General features: G+C 35.1%; 12 protein-coding genes and 1 other RNA gene. 9 read left to right on the top strand and 4 right to left on the bottom strand.

The window, feature by feature from the left end; genetic code table 11:
• Positions 1-63: 63 nt before the first annotated feature.
• From treP to recR, 8 genes are all read left to right on the top strand, one after another.
• Positions 64-1533 carry a PTS system trehalose-specific EIIBC component gene (treP, locus tag BFS35_RS11385; protein WP_099581601.1) on the top strand — a complete coding sequence of 490 codons (1470 nt, stop codon included), beginning with the start codon at positions 64-66 and terminating at the stop codon, positions 1531-1533.
• Between the two features lie 95 nt (positions 1534-1628).
• A complete protein-coding gene (gene treC / locus BFS35_RS11380; RefSeq protein ID WP_099581599.1) occupies positions 1629-3266 on the top strand; it encodes an alpha,alpha-phosphotrehalase in 1638 nt (545 codons plus the stop codon).
• A gap of 51 nt (positions 3267-3317) precedes the next feature.
• Positions 3318-4052 carry a trehalose operon repressor gene (treR, locus tag BFS35_RS11375; RefSeq protein ID WP_099581597.1) on the top strand — a complete coding sequence of 245 codons (735 nt, stop codon included), beginning with the start codon at positions 3318-3320 and terminating at the stop codon, positions 4050-4052.
• A gap of 47 nt (positions 4053-4099) precedes the next feature.
• An RNA gene (ffs, locus tag BFS35_RS11370) (signal recognition particle sRNA large type) lies at positions 4100-4365 on the top strand.
• Between the two features lie 181 nt (positions 4366-4546).
• A complete protein-coding gene (locus BFS35_RS11365) occupies positions 4547-6253 on the top strand; it encodes an immunoglobulin-like domain-containing protein (RefSeq protein ID WP_158554313.1) in 1707 nt (568 codons plus the stop codon).
• Between the two features lie 118 nt (positions 6254-6371).
• On the top strand, positions 6372-8033 hold the full coding sequence (gene dnaX / locus BFS35_RS11360; RefSeq protein ID WP_099581593.1) for a DNA polymerase III subunit gamma/tau: 1662 nt from the start codon (positions 6372-6374) through the stop codon (positions 8031-8033).
• Positions 8034-8051: 18 nt separating this feature from the next.
• Positions 8052-8372 carry a YbaB/EbfC family nucleoid-associated protein gene (locus BFS35_RS11355; protein WP_096077802.1) on the top strand — a complete coding sequence of 107 codons (321 nt, stop codon included), beginning with the start codon at positions 8052-8054 and terminating at the stop codon, positions 8370-8372.
• Position 8373: 1 nt separating this feature from the next.
• The gene (recR, locus tag BFS35_RS11350) at positions 8374-8970 is read left to right on the top strand and encodes a recombination mediator RecR (RefSeq protein ID WP_099581592.1); all 597 of its coding nucleotides are present in this window, start codon (positions 8374-8376) and stop codon (positions 8968-8970) included.
• A 74-nt stretch (positions 8971-9044) separates the two neighbouring features.
• Here recR and phnE (BFS35_RS11345) read toward each other — a convergent pair whose 3' ends face one another.
• The 4 genes from phnE (BFS35_RS11345) to BFS35_RS11330 all read right to left on the bottom strand — a co-directional run bounded on the left by phnE (BFS35_RS11345) (position 9045) and on the right by BFS35_RS11330 (position 12379).
• The gene (phnE, locus tag BFS35_RS11345) at positions 9045-9851 is read right to left on the bottom strand and encodes a phosphonate ABC transporter, permease protein PhnE (protein ID WP_099581590.1); all 807 of its coding nucleotides are present in this window, start codon (positions 9849-9851) and stop codon (positions 9045-9047) included.
• Positions 9848-10627 (bottom strand): phosphonate ABC transporter, permease protein PhnE, encoded by a 780-nt coding sequence (phnE, locus tag BFS35_RS11340; protein ID WP_099581588.1) that lies wholly within the window; start codon positions 10625-10627, stop codon positions 9848-9850. The genes phnE (BFS35_RS11345) and phnE (BFS35_RS11340) overlap by 4 nt, the downstream gene beginning before the upstream one ends.
• Positions 10627-11400 carry a phosphonate ABC transporter ATP-binding protein gene (gene phnC, locus BFS35_RS11335; protein WP_099581586.1) on the bottom strand — a complete coding sequence of 258 codons (774 nt, stop codon included), beginning with the start codon at positions 11398-11400 and terminating at the stop codon, positions 10627-10629. The genes phnE (BFS35_RS11340) and phnC overlap by 1 nt, the downstream gene beginning before the upstream one ends.
• A gap of 91 nt (positions 11401-11491) precedes the next feature.
• Positions 11492-12379 carry a phosphate/phosphite/phosphonate ABC transporter substrate-binding protein gene (locus BFS35_RS11330; RefSeq protein WP_099581584.1) on the bottom strand — a complete coding sequence of 296 codons (888 nt, stop codon included), beginning with the start codon at positions 12377-12379 and terminating at the stop codon, positions 11492-11494.
• 129 nt (positions 12380-12508) lie between these two features.
• On the opposite strand from BFS35_RS11330, the gene BFS35_RS11325 reads away from it, so the two are divergent.
• Positions 12509-13360 carry a patatin-like phospholipase family protein gene (locus tag BFS35_RS11325; RefSeq protein WP_099581582.1) on the top strand — a complete coding sequence of 284 codons (852 nt, stop codon included), beginning with the start codon at positions 12509-12511 and terminating at the stop codon, positions 13358-13360.
• The last annotated feature ends 304 nt before the right edge of the window (positions 13361-13664 follow it).

Genomic DNA, 13664 nt, shown 5'->3' with positions numbered 1-13664 from the left:
CCTTTACATACTTGTATAGACAGTGTACAATGAATGCATATTAAAACAAAGGAGTTGACCAGAATGGCAGTCAACAGACAAGAAGTAAAAGACATTATTGGTGCAATTGGTGGTAAGGATAACGTATCAGCAGCAACGCACTGTGTTACAAGATTACGTTTAGCATTAAAAGATGAATCAAAAGTAGATAAGGCAGCTTTAGATAAAATCAATTTAGTGAAAGGATCTTTTGCAGCGAATAACCAGTTCCAAATCGTTATTGGACCAGGTACAGTTGACGAAGCTTACAAAGTATTCGTTGATGAAACAGGTGTTGGAGAAAGTTCAAAAGATGATGTAAAAGCAGCAGCAGCAGAAAAGATGAACCCGTTACAACGCGCAATTAAAACGTTAGGTGATGTATTTATTCCAATTTTACCTGCAATCGTAACAGCCGGTTTATTATTAGGTTTAAACAACGTATTAACAGCGGGAGGATTATTCGGTAAGCAATCTTTAGTGGAAATGTTCCCACAATTAAAAGATTTAGCAGAAATCATTAACTTCATTGCAGCAGCACCATTCATCTTCTTACCAGCATTAATTGGTTGGAGTGCGATGCGTGTGTTTGGTGGTAGTCCGTTATTAGGTTTAGTACTTGGACTAATTCTTTGTCACCCTGGACTTGCTTCTCAATACTCGTTAGGTAACGCAGAAACAGGTGAATTAACAAAGATTCCTCAATGGGATGTATTTGGTTTGATGATTAATAAATTAAACTATCAAGGTCAAGTCTTACCGGTATTAATCGCGGCGTGGGTTTTAGCTAAAGTTGAGAGATGGTTAAATAAACGTGTTCATGATTCAATTAAGATGTTAGTTGTAGGACCTGTCTCATTATTATTAGTTGGTTTCTTATCATTTATCATTATTGGTCCAGTAGCATTATGGTTAGGTACACAAATCACTGATTTCATTCAAATGATTTTTGAATCAGCTGGATGGTTAGGTGGATTAGTATACGGCCTGGTATATGCACCACTTGTAATTACAGGTTTACACCATATGTTCTTAGCAGTTGACTTCCAGTTAATGAGTTCTCCGTTAGGCGGAACTTACTTATGGCCAATCTTAGCAATCTCAAATATTGCTCAAGGTTCAGCAGCATTTGCAGCTTGGTTCTTATATAAACGCAAAAAAATGGTTAAAGAAGAAGGTTTAGCATTAACTTCTGGTATCTCAGGTTGGTTAGGAGTTACAGAACCAGCAATGTTCGGTGTTAACATTCCATTAAAATATCCATTTATCGCAGCAGTGATTACGACAGGTATTGTTGGCGCAATTTTTGGTTCTCAACAAGTATTAGGTAAAGTTGGTGTCGGAGGTGTTCCTGGTATCATCTCAATCAATGATGGTTTCCGTGGTACATTCTTAATCGGTATGATTATTGCAATCGTCTTACCTATCGTATTAACATTAATCTTCTCAAACTTCGCTAAGAAAAAGATGGGTGAAGATGTAGCGGAGCCTATTGTATCAGATAAAAATATATAAAAATTCATAGTTAATAAATTAACCAACGAGCAACTTGTACTTACAGGTTGTTCGTTGTAAAATTATATTATCAAAAAACGTTAGGAGTTTTAATAATGGCAGTTACTGATTGGAGAAAGTCAGTTGTATATCAAATTTATCCAAAGTCATTTAATGATACGACAGGCAATGGTCAGGGAGATATTAACGGTATTATTGAAAAGTTAGATTATTTAAAGACGCTTGGTGTAGATTATTTATGGTTAACGCCGGTGTATCGTTCTCCAATGAATGATAATGGTTACGATATTAGCGACTATTATGAGATTAATCCAGACTTCGGTACGAAAGAAGACTTTAAACGTTTATTAGATGAAGCGCATGCACGTGGCATTAAAATCATGTCTGATATTGTTATCAATCACACGAGCACTGAACATAACTGGTTTGTCGAGTCACGTAAATCAAAAGATAATCCATACCGCGATTATTATATTTGGAAAGACGGGAAAGATGGTCTTCCTCCGACGAACTGGGAATCAAAGTTTGGTGGTAATGCATGGCAATTAGATCCTGTGACGAATCAATATTACTTACGTTTATTTGATGTAACTCAGGCTGATTTAAACTGGGAGAATGAACAGTTACGTAAAGAAATCTATGACATGATTAATTATTGGATTGATTTTGGTATGGATGGTTTCCGTTTCGATGTAATCAATTTGATTTCTAAAGCGGAATATAGAGATTCAGAGAAAATCGGTAAAGAATTTTATACTGATGGTCCGCGTGTTCACGAATTCTTAAATGAGTTGAACCGTAACACATTTGGTGATAAAGAAGGGTTTATGACGGTTGGAGAAATGAGTTCTACGACTTTAGAGCATTGTATTAACTACACGCGCGAAGATCGTCATGAATTAAGCAGTGTCTTTAACTTCCATCATCTTAAAGTAGATTATAAAGACGGCGAAAAATGGACTAAAATGCCGTTTGATTTTATTGAATTGAAACGTATTTTATTCGACTGGCAAGTTGGTATTTCTAAAGGTGGCGGCTGGAACGCAATCTTCTGGTGTAATCATGACCAACCCCGTGTTGTGAGCCGTTTCGGAGATGATTCTACTGAAGAGCGTCGTGTAAAAAGTGCGAAGATGTTAGCGATAACATTACATTTCTTACAAGGCACACCTTATATTTATCAAGGTGAAGAAATAGGTATGACCAACCTTTATTTGGACGATATTAGTCAATACCGTGATATAGAATCTACAAATGCCTATCAAATCATGTCAGATAATGGGTTTACAAATGGTGCAATATTAGATATATTACAAGATAAATCACGAGATAATTCAAGAAGTCCGGTACAATGGGATAATAGTGAAAATGCAGGATTCACATCTGGAACGCCTTGGATTGATGTGGCTAAAAATTATAAACAAATCAATGTAAAACAAGCACTAGCAGATAAAAACTCTGTATTTTATACGTATCAAAAGTTAATTGAATTAAGACATAACTTAGATATTATCACTTACGGAGAGGTGAAACCTTTATTAGAAGAGCATCCGCAAATTTTTGCGTATGAAAGAAAGCTTGATGATAAGTCTATCCTTGTATTAGCGAACTTTACAGATGAACCAGTTGATGTGCCATCTTCAATAGATATTGAAGGTAGCATCTTAATCAACAATGGAACGTATCATTCAAATGTACTGGAACCTTATCAAGCAATTGCCATTCTTCGATAAACTTTCCGATTTTTTGATGCTAATTGACTCATAAAGTATAGGGGTGGCATGATGAACAGTAATAAGTATCGAAAGATTTATCAGGAGTTAAGTGGAAAGATTATTAATGATGAGTACAAGCATGGTGAGCAGTTACCATCTGAGAACTTACTTGTAAAAAAGTATGGCGTATCACGTGAAACAGTAAGAAAAGCATTAAGTTTATTACAAACGAATGGATTTATCCAAAAGCTGAAGGGCAAAGGGTCGGTTGTTATTTATGATCAATCATTGAACTTTCCGGTGTCGCAATTGATTAGTTTCGAAGAGATAAAACAATCACTTAATATGGATTATCATACTGTAGTGGAAAGTTTTGAAACAGTTGTGGCAAAAAATCATCCGAAAGTACAGGAAGCGTTAAATATTAGTGAAGATACAAAGTTATTTAGAGTTGTTCGTTCAAGAAGAAAGAATGATCTTGTTAACATCGTAGATACTGATTATTTTATTCAGGAAATGATGCCAGCACTTTCTAAAGAAATTGCTGAGCAATCAATCTATGATTATATCGAACGTCGTTTAGGCTTAAAGATTGCATATTCTAATAAGGTGATTACATTTGAACCGATGTCTGAATATGAAATAGATTTATTTGTTGAAGCAACACCACCGTATGCAGCAGTCGTGCGATCAATTGTACATCTTGCTGATGCGACACCATTTCAATACAACGTTTCTAAACATAGAGCAAGTGAATTTAAGTTTGTAGATTTCTCGAGAAGAACGATTAGTAAAGAGAAGTAGAAGTTTATTGTTGCATTATATAGTTAGATTTAGTATTATAAATATTACCGTGCTAAGTGGGGAGGTAGCGGTTCCCTGTACTTGCAATCCGCTTAGGCAAGACCTAATCCCTTTGCCTCGGGTAACAAGTTGTGAGGTCTGACCCGAATACGTAGTGTTGAGAGATCGGTCCTAGCCAATATAAACCCATGAATCATGTCAGGTCCGGAAGGAAGCAGCATTAAGTGGTACTTTGTATGTGACTGGGGTAGCCGGTTTTGAGCTGTCGACTTGGGTAACGCTTGTGTTTGTTATTCAAAGCAAAGGTGCACGGCTTTAATTATAAATTAATAGCGTTTTTATAGATGAACACGTCATATGGCGTGTTTTTTTATTTCATTAAAAATAATCATAATTGTAAAAATTGTGTAGTACTTGTAAATAATATGGATATTTTGTATCAATTTGATTATAATGTAGAAGATATCAATATTATTGAAAAAGGGGCGAATTTAATGAAAGTATCAAAGTTATATTCTACAAGTATCGCAGCTGCACTTTTATCGACAACAATTTTAACTGGGGTAGCGAGTGCTAATCAACCAGCTAATACTACAATACAAACTGCAACAGGAAATACTAGTACCAATACGCCTACTGCAAAACAAAGTTTAGAATCTGCAGTAGAAAAAGCAAAAGCTGAATTAACAAATTCTAAAACAGTATTAGGTGAGACGGATGCAACTTACAAGTCTTTAGCAGAAGCAATCACAAAAGCGGAAAACTTGTTGAAATCTACAGATACTAAAGATGAAGCATTCTCTGCAGAAAGCAAATCATTATCAGAAATAACAACAAAAACAAGAGATGCACGTATAGCAAAAACAGCTGCAGATACTAAAGCTTTGAGTGATGCAAAAAAAGCATTGAATGCTGAAATTGAAGTAAAAGTTTCAACAGGTTCTAAACCTACTAAGTTAGTTGCAGATTATGTTGCTAAGAAGAAAGAAGCGGTCAGAGTATATGGAGATGCTGCTTCTAAAGTTGAAGATTTAAATAAAGCAAAAAATGCATTGGTTAGTGCACGTGAAGCTGTTGTTAATTCGCCTAAAGTAATTAAATTATCAACTGGAACTGATGGTAAATTAACGATCAATTTTAAAACGTTAGACGGACGTACTGATTTCCCTAAGTCGACAGGTAAATTGACTTCTACTGGTACAGTTACTGCAGAAAAAGGTACTGACTATATTGAAGTTTATGATTTACGTGACTTAACAAAAAAATATCAATTAACTTTACCACAAGGTTTTGAAATTAATAACCCTGATAAAGTACCTGCAAATGCAGAAGAAATCACGAATATTGATTTAAAACAGACACCTGGTTACCAATTTGATGAAGCTTTAGTGACATTTACTTTAAAACGTGATGGTCAAGTTATTAAATCAGCGATTCCTTCATTCACTGTATTACAAGAGACTGGTTATGATAACCGCTATTCAGATGTAACGACTAAACTAACTGATGAACAATTAAAAGATATCAAAGCTTATTATTTAAAAGAAGGATATATTGTAGATCCATCTTCTAAATTTACATTCAACAAAGATAATTTCTATCAAACAGCTGAAATTAACTTTATTAAGAAGCCGGCTGAAATGCCTGTAATTGATGGTCCTGGTATGTCTTCATTCAATGGCTATCAATTTAAAGCAGGTCAAAAATATACATTACCTGTATATGTTGAGTTATATGAACAACCGAATAGTAATGTTCAAATGAATAATAAAGATTTCAATATTCAAGTAATGAGCGTTACACGTGCTGGAAGTAAAAAGAAATTATCTGTTAAAGATAATAAGTTTACATTCACAAAACCTGGTAGCTACACAGTTAAATTCGCTATCCGTGGTAAAAACGGAGAAAAATTAAGAGACTATAAAGGTAAAGAAAGAAGCTACATCTATGTTTCTAACACTGCAACTGTTGTAGACTCAGCACCTGTTATCTCTGGTGTTAAAAATACAACTTACAGCAAAAAGACATTCTCTTATACTAAAGGTATTAAAGCTTATGACTATGTAGATAAGAAATATGTTAAAGTAACATACAAAGGTAAAGTTAATCCAAGTAAAAAAGGTAAATACAAACTTTACTACTCTGCGACAGACAGCAAAGGGAACACTGCTAAAAAGACGCGTTATGTCGTTGTAAAATAATAATTTAAAGGTTTCAAGGCTTGGGGTTTTTCCTCAAGCTTTTTTTGATGCTTTTAATAGGACGGTTTTCCGTTCAATGTTATAATAAGATTACTAATTTTTGTTGGAGGGGACTCACTTGAGTTATCAAGCTTTATATCGTGTGTTTCGTTCACAGTCTTTCGAAGAAGTTGTGGGGCAGAAGCATGTTACGACAACTTTAAAAAATGCAATTCAGAAAAATAAAATCTCTCATGCTTATCTTTTCAATGGTCCACGTGGTACAGGGAAAACGAGTATCGCTAAGATTTTTGCGAAAGCGATTAACTGTACGGAAAGTGATACGGGTGAACCTTGTAATCATTGTCCGACTTGTGTGTCGATTACAAACGGAACGAATTCTGACGTAATAGAAATCGATGCGGCGAGTAACAATGGTGTAGATGAGATTCGTAATATTCGTGATAAAGTCAAATATGCACCGGGTGAATCAAAGTATAAAGTATATATTATCGATGAAGTGCATATGCTTACTACGGGTGCTTTTAATGCGTTGTTAAAGACGTTAGAAGAACCACCAGCACACGCCATCTTCATTCTTGCGACAACAGAACCGCATAAAATTCCTGCTACAATTATTTCGCGTTGTCAACGATTCGACTTCAAAGCAATTGCTTTACCTGATATTAAAGACCACTTAGCATTTGTTTGTAACAAGGAAGGTATCGAATATGAAGATGCGGCACTTGAATTTATTGCTACGAGTGCTGAAGGTGGTATGCGTGATGCATTAAGTATTTTAGATCAGGCAATCGCATTTGGTGAAGCGAAGTTAACGTTAAATCACGTCTTAAATGTAACGGGTAGTGTCGGTCGTGATGATTTAATGTCACTTATGGATAAAGTGATTGTACATGACGTTAAAGGTGCTTTTGAACAGTATCATCAATTACTTGCGGATGGTAAGGAAGTTACCCGTCTAGTAAATGATTTAATTTATTTTCTGCGTGATGTTATTGTGGAATTTGCGACAGATCAAAAAGGCGATGCTGCGATTTATTCATTAGCATTACCTACGATTTATGAAATGATTGATAAGATTAACGATACACTAGTAGCGATGCGTTTTTCTGTCAATTCGAACGTACATTTTGAAGTACTGATTGTTAAACTGTCTGAGCTCGTGAAACAAAGTGAAGCGGGTGCACCTCAGCAAAGTGTACAAAGCAATGCTGGTGCACCAGGGATAGATACAAGTCATATTGAAGCGCGTATCAATGCTTTAGAATCTCGTATCAATCAAGGTGCTACTCAAGCATCAGCACCTCAGAAAACTAAAAAAGAGCCTAAGAAGAACAAGAATGCTTTCTCAATGCGTCAAATAGAAACAGTTCTTGATAATGCGAATCGTGAGGATTTAAACTTCTTGAAGAGTAATTGGGGAGAGTTGCTTGCTCACGTTGAATCACAAGGGCAGCGTTCATTAGTGAGCTTGCTGAAACATTCAGAGCCTGTCGCGGCAAGTAGTACGCATGTGCTTATTAAATTTGGTGAAGAGATTCATTGTGATATGGTCAATAATGATGATGCAAAAAGAGAACAGATTGAAGCAATAGTATACACAATTATTAAAAAACAAGTTAAAATGGTAGGAGTACCAGATTCTCAATGGCTACAAGTTCGACATACTTATATTGAGAATAGAAAACAACCAAAACAGGAAGAGAAACCTGTAGAAGTTGATATTGTATCAGAAGCGGCAAATTTATTTGGTGAAGATGCAATTAATATTATTGATTAAACTTAGGAGGAAATGAATATGCGCGGTGGCGGAAATATGCAACAAATGATGAAACAAATGCAAAAGATGCAAAAGAAAATGGCTGAAGAGCAAGAAAAATTGAAAGAAGAAAGAATTGAAGGAACAGCTGGTGGCGGTATGGTTACTGTTGTTGTTTCTGGACATAAAGAAGTACTAGATGTCATCATTAAAGAAGAAGTAGTAGATCCGGAAGATATCGAAATGTTACAAGACTTAGTATTAGCTGCAACAAACGATGCATTAGCAAAAGCAGATGATGTTACTGCACAACGTTTAGGACAACATACTAAAGGATTAAACATTCCAGGAATGATGTAATATGCATTATCCTGCACCAATATCGAAACTTATCGATAGTTTTATGAAGTTGCCTGGTATAGGTCCGAAGACTGCAAGTCGTCTTGCCTTTCATGTTTTAGATATGAAAGAAGATGACGTGATGAATTTTGCGAAAGCATTAGTAGACGTGAAACGCGAACTGACATATTGCTCAGTTTGTGGTCATATTACTGATACGGATCCTTGCTATATTTGTAGTGATACAACACGTGATCGTTCTATGATTTGTGTTGTTGAAGAGACGAAAGATGTTATTGCAATGGAAAAGATGCGCGAATATAAAGGGATGTATCATGTGTTACATGGTGCAATTTCACCGATGGAAGGTGTAGGTCCGGAAGATATTAATATTCCATCACTTTTAACGCGTTTAAAAGATGAAGAAGTAACGGAATTAATTCTGGCAACCAACCCAAATATTGAAGGTGAGTCTACTGCAATGTATATCTCAAGACTCGTTAAACCGATTGGTATTAAAACAACGCGTTTAGCACATGGTTTACCTGTGGGTGGCGATTTAGAATATGCAGATGAAGTAACTTTATCTAAAGCGATATCTGGTAGAACAGAGATATAACGTTCATTCAAAATAATAAGCATCCTCAATCATTGATTGACGATGCTTATTTTTATATCTATTAATATTAATGATTAAACTAGTCTTTTTCGAATAGCACTTGATAAAGTATCGACGATAATAACCATAATGATGATACCGATTAATATCATTCCGACACGATCCCATGTGCGTCCCTGGAGTGCAAATATTAGTGGGGTTCCAATGCCACCTGCACCGATCAATCCTAAAATAGAGGTGCTTCGTAAGTTAATCTCGAAGCGGTACAACACGAATGATAAGAAAGCAGGTAATATTTGAGGGACAACGGCAAACATTAAAGTTTTTGTTTTATTGGCACCAGTTGCCATTAAAGCTTCTGATGGTCCCATATCTAAATTCTCCATATCTTCAGCAAATAACTTTCCGAGCATTCCTATAGAATGTGTACCTACGGCAAGTACACCGGCAAAAGCACCTGGTCCTACTGCTTTAATAAATAGTAGCGCCATAATAATTTCAGGGAATACTCGAATTAAACTCAAGAAAAATTTACTTACTTCAGATAAGAATCGATTCGAAATATTTCGGGCTGAAAGAAAAGCTAGAGGAATACATAGCACAGCCGAAATCATCGTTCCTAAAAAAGCGATAGCAAACGTTTCTAATAAGCCGCGTAATAAATCTTCTCCTTCAGGCATGTAGATGTAACCTGTATCAGGGTGGATAATGCCATTCCAGATATTTGATAAAATTTCAAAAGACTTTTCTTTAATTTCTATTTTAGGCATTCCACTAAACGCCCAAATATAGAGAGCAAGTAATATTATGATAATAAGAACTGTACGAATAATAGTGGGTACGGATGATTTAGGTTTCAAATAATCGTAGTTTTTGCTCATAGTAAACGCTCCCTTACTTTCGTACTCACATAATCGATGACCATAACAATAAGTAACGTAAATATTATAATAGTTGTTACTTTTGGATATTCAAAGTAGCCAAGTGTCTTATCGTAAAATAATCCGATACCACCAGCCCCTACTAAACCAAGTACAGCTGCAGCACGAATGTTAATTTCAAATGTAAATAGTACAAATGAGAGATACGGCGCAATAGCTTGAGGTAATACTCCGAAAGTTAACCATTTTGATTTATTTGCACCAACAGCAGTCATCGCTTCTAACGGACCATCATCGATATTTTCTAAAGATTCATAAAATAATTTTGCCACAATACCGAATGATAATACGGTTAAAGCAAATATCCCGGGTAATGCGCCGATACCAAACACTGCAACGAATATCGAAGCGAGTAATAAATCGGGGATTGTTCGAATGACATTGAGCACTAAACGTACTGGTATATTAATCCACTTTGATTTAAATACATTACTTGCAGATAATAGTGCTACAGGAATAGCGAGTAATGATCCAAATGTAGTACCAAGAACCGCCATACGAATAGTGTCCAGCATCGGATAAACAATTTCTTTAAAGTAACTCCAATCTGGTGGCGACATTTCTCGTATTAAGTTCATCATTTCTGGCGCACCTAAGGCTAGCCCGGACAAACTGAAGTTGGTCTTCCATCCGCTCCAGATAATCAATGATAATATCAGTAGTATTGTAAATGTCGCTTTTATGTGACCGGTAGATTTTATGTCGAGATTTTTCATTATTTAACCCCCATCAACTCTTCGTCTTTAATGTCTCTACCATAGATATGTGAAAATGCATTGTCGGTTGCTTGTTCTACCGGTCCGTCAAACACAACTTTACCTGCACGTAATCCAATAATACGTGTAGCATATTCCCTTGCCAAATCTACAAAGTGCAGATTAACGATAATAGTTATGCCTAGTTCTTGATTAATACGCTTTAAGTCATCCATTACTTGTTTCGTAGTAAGTGGATCTAATGATGCAACAGGTTCGTCAGCTAATATAATCTTTGGTTCTTGAGCTAAGGCGCGTGCGATAGAGACACGCTGCTGTTGTCCACCGGATAGTTCGTCTGCACGACTATATGCTTTTTCAACGATATTTACTCTATCTAAAGCTTCCAATGCAATTTGTTTATCTTTCTTCGGGAATAATCCAAGCATCATTTTCCATGTTGGATGATATCCGACACGACCACTAAGTACATTACGAATAACAGAAGAACGTTTTACTAAATTGAAACTTTGAAAGATCATCCCAATATTCCTGCGCATCATTAACAATTTATTACCTTTTGCCTGAGTGATGGAAACACCGTCAATTGATATATCACCTGATGAAATTTCGTGTAATCGATTAATCGAACGCAATAAAGTAGACTTACCTGCACCCGATAGACCGACAATGACAATAAATTCTCCTTTATTGATTTCGAGATTGACATTATCCAAACCAACATGCCCATTGGGATAAACTTTATTGACGTCTTTAAAAATAATTTGTGTCATTGTAATGCTCCTTTACAGAAAAAGCTAAACTCATCAATTGAGTTTAGCTTAATTTAATTATTTAAATTAACAAAAAGCATTTTTATATAAATTATTCCTTACTTTGTGCCTTAACATATTTTCGAATTGTGTCGTACGATTTATCATTCGTTGGTGCATATCCATCATGAGAATATATTTCTTTAATAATTTTTTTAGATGCTTTATCTTTTGAAAGTTTTATAAATGCACCTTTAATATCTTCTTTTAATTTTTTATCTAAATCAGCTTGCACTGATATCGTATCATTTGGAATTTTTTTCGTTACAGCAATGATACGTGTTTCTTTTTTAACACGAGGATAGTCTTTCTCTAAATAATCACGCGCATCCTGGAAAGTTGCTGCGACATCCACTTCGTAATTGATAAGTGCAGTAATTGCTTTATCATGACCTTTTACCATCACTGTTTTTAAATCTTTTTCGATATCTATTCCTTTATCTTGTAATAATCCAACTGGATAAAGATAACCTGATGTTGAAGTAGATTCCTGTAATGCGATGCGTTTATTTTTGATATCTTCAATATTCTTGATTTTACTATCACGATTAACAACAAATTGTCCTCTGTAATAGTCTGTAACTGATTTTTTACCATTTACTTCAGTTTCGTGGAGTGATTTTAGAATCACATCTGCAGCGCCTTGGTCGTGAGCCATAACATATGCAGTAGGTGGTAAGAAAGCAACATCAGCTTGTTTAGAACGCATTGCTTCTACTATAGTATTATAGCTTGTGGCGATTGATACTTTTACAGGCATATTCAGTTCTTTAGATAGTAGTTTACCTAACGGCTTTGCTTTTGCTTCCAAAGTTTCGGCATTTTGAGAAGGTACAAACTGAACCTTTAATGTTTTTGGGTGATAGGTTTCTTGCGTTTCGTTGTTACTACATCCAAATAGGACTAAAAGAAGTAACGATAATAATAAATATTTTTTCATTGATTTGCTCCTCGAGTTTAATTGATATATTTTTATTGCTATTTTAATGTATTAGAAAATTGTTGCTTCTACAATAAGAAATTTTCTATATAGCCTGTTATAATTATTAAATATAATGAGGTGAATAAAATGACGACTGGATTAGTATTAGAAGGCGGCGGTATGAGAGGGATATATACTGCGGGAGTATTAGACTGTTTTTTAGAACATGATATTCAATTTAACTATGTAATCGGTGTTTCAGCTGGTGGAAACATGGCAGCATCTTATCTTTCTAAACAGAAAGGAAGAAATAAGAAAGTATCTTTAGATTTTTTAGATGATAAACGTTACTTATCTCTTTCTAACTATATAAAGAATAAAGAGATGTTTGGAATGGATTTTATCTTTGATGAAATCCCGAGAGAGCATGTGCCGTTTAATATGGAAGACTTTCTTCAATATAAAGGCGAATATGTCATTGCGTGCACAAACTGTGAAACAGGAGAAACGGAATACTTTAATAAAGCATATTTAAGGAAAGACCTAATGACGATTCTGCGTGCATCAAGTTCATTACCTCTAATGGCACCCATTGTAGAATACGATGGTAAGAAGTTATTAGATGGTGGTGTTACAGATCCAATACCTTTAAGAAAAGCACAACGTGATGGCATGATCAATAATGTTGTTGTACTTACGAGACCGAAAGGATATGTAAAACGTTCGAGTCGACTTTCTAAATACTTTAAAGTGAAAGGTTATAAGAAAGTAGATGAAGCGATGCAAAAACGTCCTGCAGTTTATAATGAAACACTGCAATATGTCGATAACCAGGAAAAGAATGGTCATGCAATTGTAATTCGTCCATCTAAAGATTTAAAAGTTGATCGTATGGAAAAGAATCGAGATAAGCTTTCAGCAATGTATGATTTAGGTTATCAAGATGCTTTAGAACAACTGCCGAAGATAAAAGAATGGCTTAATACAAAAGAAAATTAAAAAAAGTTTAAAAAAAGCAGCAAAAGTGTAATTTTTATGCTTGTTATAGTGTTTGAAACCCTGTATAGTTATATCTTGTCCGGTAGAGATAACTCATACGGGGCAAGCACTTCGAAAGACAACAAAAAACTTTTTTAAAAAAGTTGTTGACTTTCAAAACACAAGAGAGTATAATTAAATCTTGTGAGACAGAAAGACAAGCACAATGAACATTGAAAACTGAATGACAATATGTCAACGTTAATTCCAATAATTTGAGTGAACTTAGTTCACTCCCAAGAGTGATTGCCATAAGCAATCAAAG

Source organism: Macrococcoides goetzii (assembly GCF_002742385.2).
GTDB classification, from domain to species: Bacteria; Bacillota; Bacilli; order Staphylococcales; family Staphylococcaceae; genus Macrococcoides; species Macrococcoides goetzii.
This window is presented reverse-complemented; position numbering and strand designations above follow the sequence as displayed.